We start from the raw sequence: 18,452 nt of genomic DNA on the forward strand, positions 1-18,452 counted from the left end.
CCCTGCGCCTTCCGCCAGCCGGTCAGCCGGTCAGGCCGGCGTCGGTGAGGATCGGGCCGGCGAGCAGGAGTGCGCCGGCGACCAACGCCGCCAGGTTGACGAGGGCGAAGACGCCAACCCAGAAGAGCGGCGGAAACGGGGTGAGCCCGGCGAGCTGGTCGGCGTCGGAGGCGGGCATCCGGCCCCGCGAACGCAGCCGTTGCAGCTCGACCACCGGCCGCACCCCACCGAGCAACAGAAACCACACCCCGGTGTACGCGAACGCGGCCTGGACCTGCGGCGTCGCGTACCACGAAACGGCGAACACCAGCGCCCCGGTGATCAGCAACGACACCACGCCGAAGGCGTTACGGATCATGACGAGCATGGCCAGCAGCAGCGCCACGGCCACCCAGAGCAGCAGGGTGATCCGGTTGCCACCGAGCAGCCAGGCGCCGGCCAGCCCCACCAGCGGCGGTGCGACGTATCCGGCGAGCAGGGTGAGGATCATGCCCGGCCCGGTCGGGCGGCCGGCGGAGAGCGTCAGCCCGGACGTGTCCGAGTGCAACCGGATGCCGTGCAGCTTGCGGCCGGTGAGCAGAGCGACCAGGGCGTGCCCGCCCTCGTGGGCGATGGTGACGGCGTTACGGGCGATCCGCCACGGCAGCCGGGTGGAGACCACCACCAGCGCGACGGCCCCGGTGATCAGCACCAGCAGCGCGGGCGGGTCCGGCTGCGCGCCGAACAGCGTGTCCCACTTCTCGCCCAGCCCGTCGATCGACATCATGGGGCGCGAGCCTACCGGTGGCGTTCCGTGTCGCTCCCGAGGCACCGGCTCGTATCCTGTGAAACTGATCGGGTGGCGAGTGAAGCGGGAGGTGAGCGCCGATGAGTGCGGAACCCCTGGGACACCACGTCGGGCTCTGGACCGAGGCCGACTACCTCGCCCTGGGTGAGACCCCGGACCGGATCGAGTTGCTCGACGGGAGCCTGATCGTGAGCCCTGCCCCGAGCAAGCGGCACCAGGTGGTGTCGCGGCGCCTGGCCAACCACCTTGAGGTAGCCACAGGCAATCTCCTCGTCTTCGAGGCGGTCAACGTCCGGCTCGGGGTGGATCGGATCGTCATCCCCGATGTGGTCGTCGCGGACACCGACGACGAGGGCACGGCGGTAGAGGCCGCCGAGGTGGTGCTCGTCTGCGAGATCGTCTCGCCCGGGAACGCCGCTGCCGACCGGCTGGTCAAGATGCAGCTCTACGCCATCGCGCGAATCCCCTGGTATCTGCTGGTCGAGCAGGACGGGGACGGTCACTCGTTGCGGCTGTTCCGGCTGGACGGTGAGCACTACGTCGAGGACCAGGTGGCCAAGCCCGGCGAGACGCTGACCGTCGTGGAGCCCTTCCGCTGGCAGCTCGACCCGGCCACTCTGCGCTGATCCGTCCGGCCCCGGCCACGTGGGCCTTCATGGACCGCTGATGAAGCTTTTCTCCGGTCACCCTTGTGATCTAGGGCACTTACCTCCAAAGATGGGTGTCGATAGAACGACGTCCTTGGAGGCACTCATGGCCCGTACCCGATCATCGCTGCGCCGCGCGCTCGCGGCCGGCCTCACCGTCCTCGCCACCGCGGCGGCGGCCCTGGTCGCGACCGCCGGACCGGCGGCCGCCGCCACCACACCCGGTGTCGACGTATCCCGCTACCAGGGCACCATCAACTGGACCAGCGTCCGCAACGCGGGCATCCAGTTCGCCTTCATCAAGGCGACCGAGGGCACCAGCTACAAGGACCCGAACTTCAACGCCAACTACGTCAACTCGTACAACGCCGGGGTGATCCGCGGGGCGTACCACTTCGCCCGGCCGAACATCTCCGCCGGCTCCACCCAGGCCAACTACCTGGCCTCCAACGGCGGGGCCTGGTCCGCGGACAGCCGCACCCTGCCGGCCGCGCTGGACATCGAGGGCAACCCGTACGCCGGCGGCTACTGCTACGGGCTCAGCACGACCGGGATGCGCAACTGGGTGCAGGACTTCCTGAACACCTACCGGTCCCGCACCGGCCGGTACGCGGTCATCTACACCACCACGAGCTGGTGGAACCAGTGCACCGGCAGCTGGACCGGCCCGTGGGCGAACCACCCGCTCTGGCTGGCCCGCTGGTCGAGCACGCCCGGCGCCCTGCCGGCCGGCGCGTCGGTGTGGAGTTTCTGGCAGTACACCAGCACCGGCGCGGTCTCCGGGATCAGCGGCAACGTGGACCGCAACTACTGGAACGGCGACCGGAGCCGCCTGATCGCGTTGGCCAACAACACCTGACCGGGCCGTTGGCGGCAGCGGGATCGACTGTCACCACACGGTCGACAATCGGTCCGGCTGCCGCCACACCACCGGGTACGGGTCAGGCCCGCCGCCGGCTCAGGGCCGGCACCACAGCATCCTCACGAGTCAGCGCGCCCCTGCGGGTCAACCGCCAGGCAGCCACGCCAAAGCCGGCAACGATCACGACGCCGAGCAGTGCGACGAGCACCGAAACCCCCGCGCTGACCAGCAGCAGGATCGCGTCGCCGAGCGCCACGAGCATCCACAGTGCCAGCCGGGGCCGAGTGTCCTTCCGTCGGTAACCCATGTCGTGCCTCCTTCCGTCGTCGAAGGTCAATTACCCACGACGACGGAAGGTCATGCGAATGAGTTTCAGTCCTGACGGTCGGGCACGAAACCCTTGGCGATCCGGTCGAAGTTCGGCAGGTTGGCCTGCCAGTCCTTCTCCGCGATCTCCCACCGCATCGCGTAACCGCGGTTCTTGGCCGTCACGAACCCGCGGTTGCGGACGTGGATCCGCTGCCCGTCGCGGGTTTCCAGCCACTCCCAGTCCGCACACGTCTTCCAGAAGCTGCAGCGCTTGATGTCGATGTACTGGTAATCCTTGACGATGTTCTTGCGGCCGCCCTCGATGCTCTTCCAGTCGGCGTAGGCGTCGTCCTTCGGGTTGGGAGTCCACTGCACAAGCAGTTCGCCCGGCCCGTTGGACTGGTCGAAGACGACAGTGTCGCTGCCGCCCGAGCGCCGCACCCAGCCATCGGGCAGAGGCAGGGCGAAGCCGGCCGGGTCCCGGTGCAGCTTCCAGCCCGCGGGCAGTGCGTTCGGGTCGACCGAGGGGGTAGCCGAGACCGACGGGCTGGGGGCACCGCTGGTGGCCGGCGGTGGCGCCGCAGCGGAGCTCGGCGCGGCCCCCGAGGTCGCCGCAGCACCGGTCGGGTTGGCCTGCGGGGTCTTGGGGTCGTCCTTGGTCAGCATCGGCACGACCACCACGAGGCCGATCAGCAGCAGCGCGACCAGGGCCCCGATCAGCAGGTTACGTCGGGTGTTGTTCGGCTTCGTGCCATCCGAGAGCGGCACCGCCGCGCGACCGGCCGGACTCACCGGCGGCATGAGCGACGTCGGCGTGGTCGGCTTGCGCTGCTCCGGAGCCACCGGCGGACCATCGACAACCGTTGGTTCGTCGTCGACGTCAGTCGTACCGCCGCCGCTCGTGTCGGACGCCGCCGTGACCTTCGCGGTCGGCTCGGCATCGGACGGGTCGGCATCGGACGGGCGGTCGATCGTGGCGGTCGGCTCGGCCGGCGCCGCTGCTGTCGGCTCGGCCGGCACAACCGCGGTCGGGTCAGCGACCGCACCGGAGGAGACGACGGCCGTCGGCGTGGCATCGGCGGCCGGAGTCGCGGCGGCAGCGGAGGTGGCGGCAGCGGAGGTGGCGGCGGAGGTCGTGGGGGCGGCGGCCGGCGGCGGTGACACCGGCCGGTCGGCGCTCTCGGCGGGTCGCGGCGCCGGCACGTGCGGCGGGCGCGGCTCGCGCGGACCGTTCGGCCCCGGCCGGCGTACGCCATCAAGCAGTGAGATCCCGCGCGACCGCTTGCCAGCGGCGCGGCGCAGCAAGCGCTCCGCCACCTCGGCGGTGATCCGCTCGTTCGGGTCCTTGCGCAGCAGCCCGTTGAGCACGGCCTTGAGCGGACCGGCGTTCTTCGGCGGCGGAATCGGCTCGGTGGCCAACGCGGCCAGGGTGCCGATCGCCGACGGCCGGGCGTACGGCGACTTGCCCTCGACAGCCGCGTAGAGCGTCGCGCCCAGCGACCACAGGTCGGCCTCCGGCCCGGCCGTGCCGTCCCGAGCCCGCTCCGGCGAGATGTACGCGGGTGAGCCGAGCACCATGCCGGTGCGGGTCACGTTGGGGTCGCCCGGGATCGTCGCCAGACCGAAATCGGTCAGCACCACCCGGCCGTCGTCGCCGAGCAACACGTTGCCGGGCTTCACGTCGCGGTGCATGACGCCCGCCTTGTGCGCGGCGCTGAGCGCGCCCAGCACACCCAGGCCGATCTCCACAGTGCGGGCCACCGACACCGGGCCGTCCTCGGCGAGAGTGTCCTGCAACGACTTCGACGCCACGTACTCCATGACGATCCACGGATCGCCGTCGGTGCGCAGCACGTCGAAGATGCGGACGACGTTGGCGTTGTTGAGCCGGGCGATGGCCCGCGCCTCCCGCAACGAGCGCTCGCGCATCTCGCGGCGCTCCTCATCGGTGAGACCGGGCGGCGGCACCAACTCCTTGATGGCGACGTCCCGGTGCAGCACCTCGTCGCGCGCCTTCCACACCCTGCCCATGCCGCCCTGGCCGAGCGGCGACAGGAGCCGGTATCGGTCAGCGACGAGTTGGGGAAGCGCGTTCGACATCGGTGAGACGGTACCCGGACCCGCTGACGCTCACACCGCCGGCACGCCACTGTGCGCTTCGCGTAACTTCCGGCCGCGTACCCTGGCGGTATGTCTGCCGAAGAGCCGCTGTTCCGGGTCGTCCGCGGCGTGCCCACCGCCGAGGAGTTGGCCGCTCTGGTGGGGGCGATCATCGTCCGGACCCGTCCGGCCGCCACCCCCGTCCCGGCGACCGCGTCCGCCTGGGCGCGCAGCGGTAGACCCGGCGGTTCCCACGGGTGGCGCGCCGCCGGCCTGCCCCGCTAACCCGAGACCTGCCGCACGGGGGCTGCCACGGTGGCGTTGAGCCGTTAACCTCACTCAGGGAAACGGTGCCGCTACGGGTAGGGAGGATCCATGATCCCCGAAGAGGACCGGCCAGCACCCTGGCTACGCGGTTACGGCGGCATCGCAGCCGACATCAGCCAGCTCAGAGAGTTCGCCGACCGGCTCGCCGCCGAGGTCGAGAGCAACTACGCGCCGCACCTGTCGTACATCGCCGAAGACATGTCCGCGAAGCTGCCCAACCCCTGCGACGCCTTCATCGAGCTGGTCACCTTCCTGCACGCCCACCACGAGACCCAGCAGGCCACAGCCGACATGGTGTACGCCGTCCGAGGCGCCACCGGCCACCTGGCCGCCGCCGCCGATCAGGTCGCCGCCCACTACGCCGACAGCGACGCCTTCACCGCCGCCCGAGTGGTGGACGTGCAACGAGCCCTCGCCAACCCTTTGAACATGCTGCCCGGCGGCCCCACGTCGATGCTGACCGACCCGACCGGTCCCGACGCCGAAGGGCCGGTGGTGCTGCCGTGATCGAACGGGGCACCGGCCGCACCTCCGGCCTCACCGACTGGCACCTCATGGACGTCAACAGCATGTGGGCCTGCCTTCAGGACCACGACACCGCCAACCACTGGAAACAGGTCGCCGGCTGGCGCAAGGTCTGCGACCTGGCGCAAACCCACCTCGGCCGCCTCCAGCAGTACCGACACGGACTCGCCGAGGCATGGCCGCCTGAAACCAGCGCCGCCTCCCGCACGTACCTCGCCGAACTCGACGAACTCATCGACAAGGTGCAGCGCACCCACGACGCCGCCGCCGCGAACTACACCGCACTCTCCGCCGCAACCCAGGCCATCGGCACCACCCGCGCCGCGCTCCGCAAGATCTACGAGGAGTACGCGACCAAGTTCCAGCAGAAGCAGGCGTACGAGTCGATGGTCGCCGACCCGGAAGCGGTGATGGGCAACCGGGCAACCCAGCCGCCTGTTGCTGATGGGGAACTGGAACGGCTGAACGTGCAGGCCCGGTCCATGATGTTCAGCCTGAGCGGCGAACTCCAACAAGCCCAAGCAACCCTACAAAAACCACCCGTGGCCCCCAAGAATGTGCGGCAGCCGGACGACCCCGATGTGTATGGCGGTTATCTGGCACCCGCTATTCCGCCGATAGTTCCAGTGCCCTTGCCCACCTCCACCACTCACCCTCGTGGCGCAAGTGCTCAGCGGGTGAGTTCCGCCCCCGCGACGTCGGGGATCGGTCCAGTCCTCGGGGGTGCGGCCGCTGGAGTCTCCTCGCCGCCCGCTGGGACGATTCCGCCAACCGTTCAAGCACCGGGAGCGGGAGGCCCACCAGCTGCCATTGGTCCTGGCATTACGCCAAGGATGCCCGCTGCTTCCATGGGCTCGCCTCCATCGCTTCCCACGCGAACACCCCAACCTGGGAGCCTGTCAAAACCAGTCAGCGGGGGACCCGACGGAAGCACCGCCCATCCCGCAACGCCCGCCCGCCCGGTCCCTTCCGCCGGAGGATTAATCGGCGGCGTCCCAGGACCAGCCCCAGGCCCTCCGGTCAACAACTCTGGCGCCCCTAGAAGGGTCAATCCGGTAGGCGGGGTCATCGGCGGCGGCGGCGCTGGGACAGCGCCGACCGGTTCGGCTGGAAGTCGGCCGGGCGGGGGACGCAGCCTCAATGGAGGTGCGAACGGTTTCCCCATTGGCGGTGCACCCGGTCTGCCTGGAACCGGGGGCCGCCTAAAGCTTGGGACAGAGAGCGAGGAGAGCTCTCATTACTGGGATCCGGACAACCCATGGGAAACCGCCCAGGGCGTCCCTCCGGTGGTTCGCCCACCAGACAGAGACAATCCAATCGACCCCGGTCCGGCAATTGGTTTCGACAGGTGATTGAGTCAACCCTGGCGGGATTTTACAGACTAGCTCTGGTCGGAGCCCTGCTTCCTGCCAGCCTCGCCGCCCCACCTCAAGATGCGGATTTAATACGAGGCGATCAATGGCATCTGCCATTTCTACAGATCGAGCAGGTACATAAATTCAGTCAAGGGTCCGGCGTGATCGTCGCAGTGCCGGACACCGGAGTCGACCCCCATCCCGACCTGCGCGGGAACTTGCTTCCAGGGACCGACGTTATTCCTGGAGGAAGTGGTGACGGGCACCGGGATCGGGATAGTCATGGAACTTCAATGGCTGGTCTGATCGTCGCGCATGGAAGGGCGAACAACCAAGGCGCCCTCGGTATTGCGCCAAGAGCAAAGGTTCTTCCAATCCTGGATACCCCACCTAATGGCGTGGGCAGTCCGGACGCACTAGCCTCTGGCATTGAATTCGCCATCGCTGGCGGCGCCGACGTTATCAGTATTTCAGCGGTCGCCGGTGCCGGCATACGACTTCAGCGAGCGATCAGGGCGGCCCAGGATGCTGACATCGTAGTGGTTGCCGCAGCAGGTAATACGCCTTCCGACACGGGCGTGCGCTATCCGGCCAGCGAAGAGGGTGTTATCGCGGTTGGGGGTGTCGATCGCGCTGGACAACATGCCGCCATCTCGGTCACTGGACCGAATATCGATGTGGTCGCTCCTGCGGTTGACATTTATAGCACCAGCTACGGCGGGAAATACTCGAAGGGGACTGGTACCTCGAGCGCGACGGCGATCGTGGCGGGGGCGGCTGCGTTGATCAGGTCAAAGTACCCATACCTGCCGGCCCGGGAGGTGGCGCACCGGCTCACGGCCACCGCCGTCGACAAGGGACCTCCTGGCCGTGACGACGAGTACGGCTACGGAGTGATCGATCTTGTGGCGGCGCTGACGGCAGACGTACCGCCGCTGGGGTTTGAATCGGTGAGCGCTCCGGCCGGTGCTGGCCTGACCACGACGGCTGGCGCTCAGCCAGATGACGGAAGCGATAGCGCGAACGCCCGCGGCCTGGCCACTCTCGGGGTGCTCGTGGCTGCCGGGGTTGGGTGGGCCCTGATCGCGCGACGACGCCGGCGTGGTGATGATCCGCCGCCCAGAATTAGTCGCTGATCGGTCAACGAAACGGTGATCCACTCGACTTTCAGGAAATCGCGGTGTCCGGGGCGAGGGGATACCGCGTTTTCCTGAAAGTCGAGTGGATCAAGGGCGCCCGACCGCCCACCCGACCACCGGACCGCCCGGTGGTTGGGCGGCCGGGCGGCCGGCCGCCCGACCACCGGGCCAACCAACCACCGGGCCACCCGACCACCGGGCCACCCGGCCGCCCAACCACCGAGCCGCCCGACCACCCCGACCACCCGGCTGCGGGCGGTGGGTGCTGGGCGGGGTGTCGGTCTTGGTGGGGGGTTGGGCGGTAACGTCGGGGTGGTGTCTGAGACCTTGCCGCTCCGCCTCGTGCTCGCTTCGGCGAGCCCTGCCCGTCGTAAGTTGCTCCAGGCTGCCGGCGTCGAGCCGGAGGTGCTGGTCAGTGGGGTGGACGAGTCCCTGGTGGTGACCGAGCGGGCCGAGGAGTTGTGCCTGGAGTTGGCTCGCCTGAAGGCGCAGGCGGTGTTGACCCGGCTGAACCCGATCGCCGATCAGCGGACGTTGGTGATCGGCTGCGATTCGGTGCTCGCCTTCGACGGGGAGATCCTCGGCAAGCCGGCGGATGCGGCTGATGCGACCCGGCGGTGGCTGCGAATGCGGGGACGCAGCGGCGTTCTGCACAGCGGGCACTGCCTGGTCGACGTTACTGCGGGCCGGCGGGCGGAGGCGGTCGCGTCGACCACTGTCCACTTCGCCGACATCAGTGACGACGAGATCGCCGCGTACGTGGCTACGGGTGAGCCGCTGGCGGTGGCCGGCGCGTTCACGATCGACGGGCTGGGTGGGCCTTTCGTGGAACGGATCGAGGGTGACCCGGGGACGGTGGTCGGGCTGTCGATGCCACTGCTGCGCCGGCTCCTCGCCGAGCTGGATCTGCGGATCACCGACCTGTGGACGACTGTCGCGCCGGGCGGCCAAACGGTCGAGCCGCTCGGTAACGTCCGGTCATGACCACCAAGTCGATCCCGCTCACCAACGAGCTGCACGCCTATCTGGTCGCACACGGCTCCCCGCCGGACGAGATCATCCGTGACCTGGCCGAGGAGACCCGGTCGGTGCTGCCCGAGCACGCCACCATGCAGGTGGCTCCGGAGCAGGCCGCCTTCCTGACGTTCCTCACCCGGCTGCTCGACGTGCGGCAGGCCGTCGAGGTCGGCACGTTCACCGGGCTCTCGTCGCTGGCGATCGCCCGCGGGTTGCCCGAGGGTGGGCGACTGACCTGCTTCGACATCTCTGAGGAGTTCACCGGCATCGCCCGGCGCTACTGGGAGCGGGCCGGCGTGCAGGATCTGATCGACCTGCGCATCGGCCCGGCCGCGGACGGGCTGCGGGAGTTGCCGCACGAACGGCACCTGGACTTCGCGTTCATCGACGCGGACAAGACCGGCTACCCGATCTACTGGGCGGAGTTGGTGCCCCGGATGCGTCCGGGTGGGGTGATCGCCGTCGACAACGTGTTGCGTGGCGGGCGGGTCATCGCCCCGCAGGACGCCGGTGACCGGGCCATCGCCGCGTTCAACGACGAGGTTCTCGCGGACGTACGGGTGGACCCGGTGATGCTGCCGATCGCGGACGGCCTCACCCTCGCCCGGGTCCGCTGACCGCCGACAATCGCTAACCGTCGGCAACCGCTGAACACGGATATTGGGGTGTCCCCACCAAGGGACACCCCAATATCAAGGAACAGCGAAAGCCGGCGTCAGCGGACGCTGCGGGCGAACTGACGGGCGGCCCAGTAGACGCCCAGCGCGGCGAGGACCGCGGTGATGCTGAGGCCCTGCCAGACCTTGTCGCTGCCCAGGTCACCGGCGAACAGCGCCCGGGTGCCGTCGACCGCCCAGGAGAACGGGTTCCAGTTGGCGATGCCCTGCAACCAGCCCGGTGCGAAGGTCAGCGGCAGCAGGATGCCGGAGAGCAGCAGCACCGGCTGCGCCACTGTGTTCATCAGCGGAGCCAGCGCGTCCTCGCTCTTGACCTTGAGGGCGACACCGTAGGAGACGGCCGAGGTCATGAGGGCGATCAGGGCGAGCATCAGGTACGCCAGAAGCAGGTCCCCGATGAACACCCGCAGGTCGAAGATGAGCGCCAAGAGCGTGATGATCACCGCCTGCGCCATGAGCGAGACCACGTCGCGCAGCGAGCGGCCGAGCAGCAGGGCGAGCCGACTGATCGGGGTGACCCGGGAGCGTTCGATGACGCCGGCTCGCAGCTCGGCGATCAGGCCGAAGCCCTGGAACAGGCCACCGAAGATGGCCAGCAACACCAGCAGGCCCGGTACGAAGATCTTGTAGGCGGCGGCCTGGGTGGGCGCGTTCAGTGCGGGCTTGAGCAGCGGGGCGAAGAGCAGTAGGTACATGACCGGCTGGAACACGCCGACGAAGACCCAGACCGGGTTGCGTAGCAGGAGTTGGGTCTGGCGCTGGAAGATCAGCCACGTGTCACGGGCGAATTTCATGAGAGTCGTCTCCGGTGGTCAGGACTCGCGCAGCGAGCGGCCGGTCTTGGTGAGGAAGACGTCGTCCAGGCTGGGTCGGTGCAGCTCGATCGAGCGCAGCTCCAGCCCGGCGTGGTCGAGTCGGCGCAGCACCTGCGGAATGGCTGTGGCGCCCTCGTCGACGTAGAGGCGCAGGCCGCCCTCGTCGACCGTCTCCAGCTTGTTGACGTACGGCTCGCCGTCGAGCGTCTGGGCGGCCTGCGGGGTGGCGGCCAGGTCGAGACCGACCAACACCACGTCGCCGGAGATCTCCCGCTTGAGCTCGGTTGGCGTGCCCTCGGCCACCACCTCGCCGTTGTCCATGATCGCGATCCGGTCGCAGAGCGCGTCGGCCTCGTCCAGGTAGTGCGTGGTGATGAAGATGGTCATCCCGTCGGCGCGGAGCCGGCGAATCTCGTCCCACATGTGGGCGCGGCTCTGCGGGTCGAGGCCGGTGGTCGGCTCGTCCAGGAAGACGATCTTCGGCTCGTGGATGATGCCGAGGGCGATCTCCACCCGGCGACGTTGGCCGCCGGAGTAGGTCTTGCACTTGCGGTCGGCGTACTCGGTGAGCTGGAAGGCGTCCAGGGCGCGGGCGGCGCGCCGCTGCGCGTCGGCCTTGCTGATGCCGTACATCCGGGCGTGCAGCACCAGCTCTTCGCGGGCGGTGGACTCGTCCCAGGTGCTGCCGCCCTGCGGGACGTACCCGATGCGGCGGCGCACCTCGGCCGGATCCTTGCGCAGGTCGGCGCCCGCGATGGTGGCCTCGCCGCCGTCCGGCTCGATCAGCGTGGCGAGCATCCGCAGCGTGGTGGTCTTGCCGGCGCCGTTCGGGCCGAGGAAGCCGAAGATCTCGCCCTTGGCAACGTCAAGGTCGACGCCCCGCACGGCGTCCACCGTCTTCGTCTCTCGACCCGCGCGGGAGCGGAACGACTTCCGCAGCCCCCTGGTCTCGATCATTTCTGCTCCTGGTCGTTCGGGCCGGTCGGGCCGGCCGTCGGGTGGGACGGCGCCGGACGGCGCACTCCCCCGCTGTGCCGCCAGCAGGCTAACGCGATATAGCTTTTTTAGTCAACGTTGATTATTCCGCGTCGGTGTCGAGCGGCTCCACGCCGTCCCGCCACCCCGACCAACCCTGCGCTTCATCCAGCTCAGCAGGCAGGTACGACACTCCGGAATCGATCCGCTCCGCGATCCGCTCGCACCAGCTCATCTCCGCTTCCGCTCGCGCCGACCACAACTCGAACATCCAGCCCACGTGCGCCGGCTTGCGGTTGCGCACCCAGTCCGACTCCAGCGAGGCGCGCATGGACTCGACGCCGGCGCGCAGCAGGTTGGCCCGGTTACGCAGGGCGGCGGCCGCCTCGGCGCGCGGCATGGCCGGCAGGAAGGAGAAGGCCGCCACGAACGGGTCGGCGGGCTCGCTGATGGTCCACCAGGAGTTGCGCAGCAGCGTCTCGAACTCGTCCTCCCCCTTGACCGTCACCTCGTACGTGGTCCGCGCCGGACGGGCGCCCACCTGCTCGGTCGCGACGGCGCGGAGCAGCCCTTCCTCGGTGAGTTTGCGCAGGGCGTGATAGATCGATCCGGGCTGTATGTTCGCCCACTTGTCGGCGCTCCAGCTCAGCAGCTCACGGCGCACGTCGTACCCGTGCACGGGCTGCATCCACCGCACCAGACCGAGAATCATCATCCGAGTCGAAGACACCCGATAAGCGTAATAGCCAAGTTTGACTAAACCGTGGCGGGTGCAGTGCGGCATCCCACACTGAGCGATCGTTAGGGCCGCCGAGGGCGGCCGATACACTCCCCGTCAGTAACCTGCCCGGGAGGAGCCACGAAGGTGCGCAAGGTACTCATCGCCAACCGCGGCGAGATCGCCGTCCGGGTGATCCGCGCGTGCCGCGACGCCGGCCTGGGCAGCGTCGCCGTGTACGCGGACTCCGACCGCGACGCCCTGCACGCCACCCTCGCGGACGAGGCGTACGCGCTCGGCGGGGACAGCGCGACCGAGACCTACCTGCGCATCGACAAGCTTCTCGATGTCGCCGCTCGGGCCGGCGCCGACGCCGTACACCCGGGTTATGGCTTCCTCAGTGAGAACGCCGACTTCGCCCAGGCCGTCATCGGCGCCGGGCTGACCTGGATCGGCCCCACCCCGCAGGCGATCCGCGACCTGGGCGACAAGGTCACCGCCCGGCACATCGCCCAGCGGGCCGGCGCACCGCTGGTCCCCGGCACCCCTGACCCGGTGGCCAGCCCGGACGAGGTGATGGCGTTCGCCGTCGACCATGGCCTACCGGTCGCCATCAAGGCCGCCTTCGGTGGCGGCGGGCGCGGCCTCAAGGTCGCCCGCACGATGGAGGAGATCCCCCAGCTTTTCGAGTCGGCCACCCGGGAGGCGGTGGCGGCGTTCGGTCGGGGCGAATGCTTCGTCGAGCGGTACCTCGACCAGCCCCGGCACGTCGAGGCGCAGGTCCTCGCCGACCAGCACGGCAACGTGATCGTGGTGGGCACCCGGGACTGTTCGTTGCAGCGACGTCACCAGAAGCTCGTCGAGGAGGCGCCCGCGCCGTTCCTCACCGACGCCCAGCGCGCGCAGATCCACGGGAGCGCCAAGGCGATCTGCCGCGAAGCCGGCTACCACGGCGCCGGCACCGTCGAATACCTGGTCGGCGTCGACGGCACCATCTCCTTCCTGGAGGTCAACACCCGACTCCAGGTCGAGCACCCGGTCACCGAGGAGACCGCCGGCATCGACCTGGTCCGCGAGCAGTTCCGGATCGCCGACGGCGAGAAGCTGCGGATCACCGAGGACCCGACGCCGCGCGGGCACGCGATCGAGTTCCGGATCAACGGCGAGGACCCGGGCCGCAGCTTCCTGCCCGCCCCGGGCACTGTCACCGCACTGCGCCTGCCCAGCGGGCCGGGTGTGCGCGTCGACACCGGCATCTCGGCCGGCGACGTGATCGGCGGCAACTTCGACTCACTGCTCGCCAAGGTGATCATCACGGGTGAGACGCGGACCGAAGCGCTGGAGCGCGCCCGCCGCGCACTGGACGAGATGGTCCTCGACGGGATGGCCACCGCGCTGCCGTTCCACCGGCTCGTCGTGCGGGACGAGGCGTTCACCGCCGAGCCGTTCACAGTGCACACCCGGTGGATCGAGACCGAGTTCCACAACACGGTGCCCCCGTTCACCGCCGCCGCCGGCGCCGCCGAGGCGCCGGCCGAGCGCGACACCGTCGTGGTCGAGGTGGGCGGCAAGCGCCTCGAGGTCAGCCTCCCCGCCGGCTTCGGCGGGAGTACGACCACCGCGGCACCCGCCGCCCGCAAGCCGACCCGGCGCGGCGGTGCCAAGGCCGGTGCCCAGGTCGGCGGCGACGCGCTCACCTCGCCTATGCAGGGCACCATCGTCAAGATCGCGGTGGCGGACGGCGACACAGTGGCCGAGGGCGACCTGGTCGTGGTGCTGGAGGCGATGAAGATGGAGCAGCCGCTGCACGCGCACAAGGCGGGTACGGTCAGCGGTCTCAGCGCCGAGGTCGGCGCCGTGATCACCGCCGGTGCCCCCATCTGCACCATCGCCTGAGCCGTCCGGCGGGCGCTCAGCGCAGGGTTTCGGCGGCGACCGCGCCGACGGCGACGGTCAGGGCGTTCAGCACGTCCGACCCCAGCCGCCAGTGCTGCCAGTACAGCGGGACGTCGAGGTGTCGGCCCGGCGCGAGGTCGACACAGCGACCGGCGGTCAGGTCGGCCTGGGCGATCTGTTCCGGCACCAGACCCCAACCCAACCCGAGCCGGATCGCCTCGCTGAACGCCGGCACCGACGGTACGTAGTGCACCGGCGGGTCGAGCGGTCGACCGAGCACCGCCCGGATGAACCGGTGTTGCACCCGGTCCTTCCGGTCGAAGACCACCAGCGGGGTGCTCGCCAGCGCGGCTGCGGCGAATCCTCCGGCGAAGTGGGACGCCGCGAATTCCGCTGCGGCCAACGCGCGGTAGCGCATGGCCCCAAGTCGCAGCACCCGGCAGCCCTGCACGGCCTCCCGCTGGGCGGTGACCGCCGCCGTCACCGAACCGTCGCGGAGCAGCTCGGCGGTGTGGTCCTGATCGTCCTGCCGCAGGTCGAACGAGAGCCCAGCCCGCTGCGGCAACCGGGCCAGCGCGGCGGGGAACCAGGTGGCCAGCGAGTCCGCGTTGACCACTACGGCGACCCGGATCCGGCCACCGCCGGCCAGCGGGCCGCGGGCATCGGCCAGCGCCTCCCGTTCGAGCAGTGCGAGCTGGCCGGCCAGGCGCAGCAGCGGGCGGCCGGCGTCGGTTGCCACGCACGGACGGGCACGGCGGACCAGCACCTGGCCGACTGTCTCCTCCAACGCCTTGATCCGTTGACTCACCGCCGACGGCGTGACGTGCAGCAGCCGGGCCGCCGCGTCGAAGCTGCCCTCGGCCACCACGGCCGCGAGTGTCCGCAGCTGCGCCGAGTCGAGACCGTCCATTAGCTGAGCTTAAGTTGCGTCAGAATCTTTAGTTGGACTGGTGGCTGTCAACGGTCCTAGCGTCGACTCCGTGCTCACCTCCGCCGTCGCAGGCTTCTCGATCTCCATCGCGCTCATCGTCGCCATCGGCGCCCAGAACGCCTTCGTCCTGCGCCAGGGCCTGCGACGCGAGCACGTCGTACCCGTGGTGCTGACCTGCGCCGCTTCGGACGCGCTGCTGATCATGGCGGGAGTGGCCGGGGTCGGTTCACTGGTCACCGGCCGACCGGGCCTGCTGATGGCGATCCGCTGGGGCGGTGCGGCCTTCCTGCTCTGCTACGCGGGGCTCGCCGCCCGCCGCGCCCTGCGCCCCGGCGCCCTGCTGCCCACCGAGCGGCCGCCGGCCACGTTGGGGGCGACACTGCTCGCCTGCGCCGCCTTCACCTACCTGAACCCGCACGTCTACCTGGACACCGTGCTGCTCCTGGGCAGCGTGGCCCAGCAACACCCGCACCGGTGGGTCTTCGGCGCCGGCGCCACCCTGGCCAGTGTGGTCTGGTTCACAGCGCTCGGCGTCGGCGCGCAGCGCCTCGCACCGCTGCTCGCCCGCGCCGTCGCCTGGCGGGTGCTGGACGCGGTCATCGCCGTCGTGATGGCCGGGCTCGCCGTGGCGCTCCTGGTGGGCTGACCGGTTCGTACCCGGCCGGGCTCGCGGTGGGACTTCCGCAGGGCTGTCGGCTCCTCCGGCGAGCACGGACGACGCCACCAGGACCAGGACGATGCGAGTGTTTTCCGCTACCACCGGCGGTGGAACCCGCCGCGAGCGGGAATGATTGCCGGGTGCGGTTCCTTCACGGCGCGGCTCCCGCGCACGACCTGACCTATACCGACGTCTTCATGGCGCCGGCCCGCTCCGACCTGGGCTCCCGGCTCGACGTCGACCTCTCCACCGGCGACGGCACCGGCACCACCATTCCGTTGGTGGTGTCGAACATGACAGCGGTCGCCGGACGGCGGATGGCGGAGACGGTCGCCCGCCGGGGTGCCATCGCGGTGATCCCGCAGGACATTCCGATCGAGGTGGTGGCGAATGTCGTCGCCTGGGTCAAGCAGCGCCACCTGGTCTACGACACCCCCATCACACTGGGCCCGACCGAAACCGTGGGCGATGCCATCCACCTGCTGCCCAAGCGCTCGCACGGTGCGGTGATCGTGGTCGACGACGCCGGCCGGCCGATGGGTGTGGTCACCGAGGCGGACACCACGGGCGTGGACCGCTTCGCCCAGCTGCGCCACGTGATGTCCACCGAGCTGCACACCGTCCCGGCGGACGCGGATCCTCGTACCGGCTTCGATCTGCTCTCGGCGGGCCGTCGCCGACTCGCCCCGGTGGTGGACGCCGAGGGTCGGCTCGTCGGGGTGCTGACCCGACAGGGCGCGTTGCGAGCCACCCTCTACACGCCGGCCGTGGACGACCGGGGTCGGCTTCGGATCGCGGCGGCCGTCGGGATCAACGGGGACGTGACCGGCAAGGCCGCAGCGCTGCTGGAGGCGGGGGTGGACACGTTGGTCGTGGACACCGCGCACGGCCACCAGGCACGGATGATGTCCGCACTTCAGGCGGTCCGGAAACTGGACCCGGGGGTGCCGGTGGCGGCCGGCAACGTGGTCACCGCCGAGGGCGTACGCGACCTGGTGGAGGCGGGAGCGGACATCATCAAGGTCGGCGTCGGCCCGGGGGCGATGTGCACCACCCGGATGATGACCGGCGTGGGTCGACCGCAGTTCTCCGCCGTGCTCGACTGCGCGGCCGCCGCCCGCCAACTGGGCCGGCACGTGTGGGCCGACGGCGGGGTGCGGCACCCCCGGGACGTGGCGCTGGCGCTCGCCGCCGGCGCGTCGAACGTGATGATCGGCTCCTGGTTCGCCGGCACCTACGAATCCCCCGGTGACCTCTACACCGACGCGGACGGCCGGCGGTACAAGGAGAGCTTCGGGATGGCCTCTGCTCGGGCGGTCAGCGCCCGAACCGCCGACGACAGCCCGTACGACCGGGCCCGCAAGGCGGTGTTCGAAGAGGGCATCTCCTCGGCCCGGATGCACCTGGACCCGGCCCGCCCCGGTGTCGAGGACCTGATCGACGAGATCATCGCGGGGGTACGCAGCGCCTTCACCTACGCCGGCGCACGGGACCTGACCCAGTTCCACGAGCGGGCCATCGTCGGCGTGCAGAGCGCCGCCGGCTTCACCGAAGGAATGCCCCTCCCGACCAGCTGGTAAAGCCCTGACCGCGTCCGCGTCGGCGTTAGGGCCTCGGGGTTAGGTCGCCAGCCGACGTAGGACGACGCGGGCTGCCTCTCGGGGGTTGTCGCCCACCCGGTCGGGTAGTGCGCCGGCCAGCCAGAGGGTGGCGAAGCCGTGCGCGATCGACCAGGCGGCGAGCGCGTCCCGGTCGGTGTCGGCGGGCGCGCCGCCGCTGGACAGCGCCGCCACCCCGGAGCGGAGCGCGGCGCCGGCCCGACCCCGCGCCGCGATCAGCTCGGCCTCGTCGGCCCGGTAGAGCTCCGGCCGGAACATCACCTCGAAGTACGCCCGGTGTGTGACGGCGAAGTCGACGTACGCGACGCCGGCCTCCAACAGGTCGTCATCCGCCTCGGTCAACGTCTGGGCCAGCAGGTCGAAGCCCTGCGCGGCGAGCGCGGTGAGCAGGCCCGCCTTGTCGCCGAAGTGGTGTGCGGGCGCGGCGTGCGAGACACCGGCCCGGCGGGCCAGGTCGCGCAGGCTCAGTGCGGCGGGTCCGACCTCGCCGACGGCCTCCAGCGCCGCGGCGAGCAGGGCGCGGCGCAGGTCGCCGTGGTGGTAGGCGCGGGTGTCGGTCATGCGCGAATCCTATCTTGCCATTGACAAGATGAACCTCGGCGCACAATCTTGTCACTGACAAGTTTCACGGAGGAGGATTCGGATGGCACCCCTGATCGCCCTTATCGTCGGCACCGCGCTGGCACGAATCGCCGGCCTGGCGGGCATCTCCGCACTGGACGGCTGGCATCCCGCGCTGCGCGTCGGGCTGGCCGTCATGTTCACGCTCACCGCCGTCGCGCACTTCGTCGGCCAGCGCCGCGCCGACCTGATCGCGATGGTCCCGCCCCGACTGCCCCGTCCGGACCTGCTGGTCACCGTGACCGGCATACTGGAGCTGGTCGGCGCGGTCGGCCTCCTGGTGCCGGCGACAGCCCGGGTCGCGGCGGCCGGGCTCGGCCTGCTCATGCTCGCCATGTTCCCGGCCAACGTCTCGGCCGCCCGCCGCGACCTGACTCTCGCCGGCCGCCCGGTCACCCCGCTCGCACAGCGAACCGCCCTACAGATCATGTTCGTGGCCACCGCCGCGGCAATTTCGTTTGGCCCCTGACTATC

19 protein-coding genes are annotated in these 18,452 nt (G+C 70.1%); 11 read left to right on the top strand and 8 right to left on the bottom strand.

Going from position 1 to position 18,452, the window contains the following annotated elements; genetic code table 11:
• Positions 1-22 precede the first annotated feature (22 nt).
• Entirely contained in the window at positions 23-766 is a 744-nt protein-coding gene (locus ACIA47_RS06285; protein WP_396705946.1) for a M50 family metallopeptidase, read from the bottom strand.
• 101 nt (positions 767-867) lie between these two features.
• Here ACIA47_RS06285 and ACIA47_RS06290 point away from each other — a divergent pair, with 101 nt between their 5' ends.
• Both ACIA47_RS06290 and ACIA47_RS06295 read left to right on the top strand, forming a co-directional pair.
• Entirely contained in the window at positions 868-1,413 is a 546-nt protein-coding gene (locus ACIA47_RS06290; RefSeq protein ID WP_203124207.1) for a Uma2 family endonuclease, read from the top strand.
• Positions 1,414-1,540: 127 nt separating this feature from the next.
• The gene (locus ACIA47_RS06295; RefSeq protein WP_091394392.1) at positions 1,541-2,293 is read left to right on the top strand and encodes a GH25 family lysozyme; all 753 of its coding nucleotides are present in this window, start codon (positions 1,541-1,543) and stop codon (positions 2,291-2,293) included.
• 82 nt (positions 2,294-2,375) lie between these two features.
• Here the strand turns inward: ACIA47_RS06295 and ACIA47_RS06300 are convergent, their stop codons facing one another.
• Both ACIA47_RS06300 and ACIA47_RS06305 read right to left on the bottom strand, forming a co-directional pair.
• Positions 2,376-2,603, bottom strand: a complete 228-nt coding sequence (locus ACIA47_RS06300) for a hypothetical protein (protein ID WP_203124211.1) — start codon at positions 2,601-2,603, stop codon at positions 2,376-2,378.
• A 65-nt stretch (positions 2,604-2,668) separates the two neighbouring features.
• A complete protein-coding gene (locus tag ACIA47_RS06305) occupies positions 2,669-4,705 on the bottom strand; it encodes a protein kinase (RefSeq protein ID WP_396705949.1) in 2,037 nt (678 codons plus the stop codon).
• Between the two features lie 90 nt (positions 4,706-4,795).
• Here ACIA47_RS06305 and ACIA47_RS06310 point away from each other — a divergent pair, with 90 nt between their 5' ends.
• From ACIA47_RS06310 to ACIA47_RS06330, 5 genes are all read left to right on the top strand, one after another.
• Complete coding sequence (locus ACIA47_RS06310) at positions 4,796-4,990, top strand: acyl-CoA carboxylase subunit epsilon (protein WP_396705951.1); 195 nt, start codon at positions 4,796-4,798, stop codon at positions 4,988-4,990.
• A gap of 90 nt (positions 4,991-5,080) precedes the next feature.
• Positions 5,081-5,539 carry a hypothetical protein gene (locus tag ACIA47_RS06315; protein WP_396705953.1) on the top strand — a complete coding sequence of 153 codons (459 nt, stop codon included), beginning with the start codon at positions 5,081-5,083 and terminating at the stop codon, positions 5,537-5,539.
• A 1,405-nt stretch (positions 5,540-6,944) separates the two neighbouring features.
• A complete protein-coding gene (locus ACIA47_RS06320; protein ID WP_396706388.1) occupies positions 6,945-8,048 on the top strand; it encodes a S8 family serine peptidase in 1,104 nt (367 codons plus the stop codon).
• 318 nt (positions 8,049-8,366) lie between these two features.
• A complete protein-coding gene (locus tag ACIA47_RS06325; protein WP_203124733.1) occupies positions 8,367-9,035 on the top strand; it encodes a Maf family protein in 669 nt (222 codons plus the stop codon).
• The gene (locus tag ACIA47_RS06330) at positions 9,032-9,685 is read left to right on the top strand and encodes an O-methyltransferase (protein ID WP_203124731.1); all 654 of its coding nucleotides are present in this window, start codon (positions 9,032-9,034) and stop codon (positions 9,683-9,685) included. Before ACIA47_RS06325 ends, ACIA47_RS06330 begins: the two co-directional genes overlap by 4 nt.
• A gap of 98 nt (positions 9,686-9,783) precedes the next feature.
• Here ACIA47_RS06330 and ACIA47_RS06335 read toward each other — a convergent pair whose 3' ends face one another.
• The 3 genes from ACIA47_RS06335 to ACIA47_RS06345 all read right to left on the bottom strand — a co-directional run bounded on the left by ACIA47_RS06335 (position 9,784) and on the right by ACIA47_RS06345 (position 12,250).
• Positions 9,784-10,539: an ABC transporter permease gene (locus ACIA47_RS06335; protein ID WP_203124728.1), complete on the bottom strand. Its 756-nt coding sequence runs from the start codon at positions 10,537-10,539 to the stop codon at positions 9,784-9,786.
• 18 nt (positions 10,540-10,557) lie between these two features.
• The gene (locus ACIA47_RS06340; protein WP_396705956.1) at positions 10,558-11,517 is read right to left on the bottom strand and encodes an ATP-binding cassette domain-containing protein; all 960 of its coding nucleotides are present in this window, start codon (positions 11,515-11,517) and stop codon (positions 10,558-10,560) included.
• A gap of 121 nt (positions 11,518-11,638) precedes the next feature.
• Positions 11,639-12,250, bottom strand: coding sequence for a PadR family transcriptional regulator (locus ACIA47_RS06345; RefSeq protein ID WP_396706390.1), 612 nt, complete (start codon positions 12,248-12,250; stop codon positions 11,639-11,641).
• Between the two features lie 150 nt (positions 12,251-12,400).
• Here ACIA47_RS06345 and ACIA47_RS06350 point away from each other — a divergent pair, with 150 nt between their 5' ends.
• A complete protein-coding gene (locus tag ACIA47_RS06350) occupies positions 12,401-14,149 on the top strand; it encodes an acetyl/propionyl/methylcrotonyl-CoA carboxylase subunit alpha (RefSeq protein WP_396705958.1) in 1,749 nt (582 codons plus the stop codon).
• 16 nt (positions 14,150-14,165) lie between these two features.
• On the opposite strand, the gene ACIA47_RS06355 is transcribed toward ACIA47_RS06350, so the two are convergent.
• Positions 14,166-15,059 (bottom strand): LysR family transcriptional regulator ArgP, encoded by an 894-nt coding sequence (locus ACIA47_RS06355; protein WP_203124717.1) that lies wholly within the window; start codon positions 15,057-15,059, stop codon positions 14,166-14,168.
• Positions 15,060-15,129: 70 nt separating this feature from the next.
• Between ACIA47_RS06355 and ACIA47_RS06360 the strand changes: the two genes are divergently transcribed.
• Together ACIA47_RS06360 and ACIA47_RS06365 are read left to right on the top strand one after the other, a co-directional pair.
• Positions 15,130-15,726 carry a LysE/ArgO family amino acid transporter gene (locus tag ACIA47_RS06360; protein WP_396705962.1) on the top strand — a complete coding sequence of 199 codons (597 nt, stop codon included), beginning with the start codon at positions 15,130-15,132 and terminating at the stop codon, positions 15,724-15,726.
• Positions 15,727-15,878: 152 nt separating this feature from the next.
• Positions 15,879-17,318, top strand: coding sequence for a GuaB1 family IMP dehydrogenase-related protein (locus ACIA47_RS06365; RefSeq protein ID WP_203124715.1), 1,440 nt, complete (start codon positions 15,879-15,881; stop codon positions 17,316-17,318).
• Between the two features lie 39 nt (positions 17,319-17,357).
• On the opposite strand, the gene ACIA47_RS06370 is transcribed toward ACIA47_RS06365, so the two are convergent.
• The gene (locus tag ACIA47_RS06370; RefSeq protein ID WP_396705964.1) at positions 17,358-17,918 is read right to left on the bottom strand and encodes a TetR/AcrR family transcriptional regulator; all 561 of its coding nucleotides are present in this window, start codon (positions 17,916-17,918) and stop codon (positions 17,358-17,360) included.
• An 82-nt stretch (positions 17,919-18,000) separates the two neighbouring features.
• Here ACIA47_RS06370 and ACIA47_RS06375 point away from each other — a divergent pair, with 82 nt between their 5' ends.
• Positions 18,001-18,447 (top strand): DoxX family membrane protein, encoded by a 447-nt coding sequence (locus tag ACIA47_RS06375; protein ID WP_396705966.1) that lies wholly within the window; start codon positions 18,001-18,003, stop codon positions 18,445-18,447.
• Positions 18,448-18,452 lie beyond the last annotated feature (5 nt).

Origin of the sequence: Micromonospora sp. NPDC051227 (genome assembly GCF_044455385.1) — a bacterium.
GTDB lineage: Bacteria > Actinomycetota > Actinomycetes > Mycobacteriales > Micromonosporaceae > Micromonospora.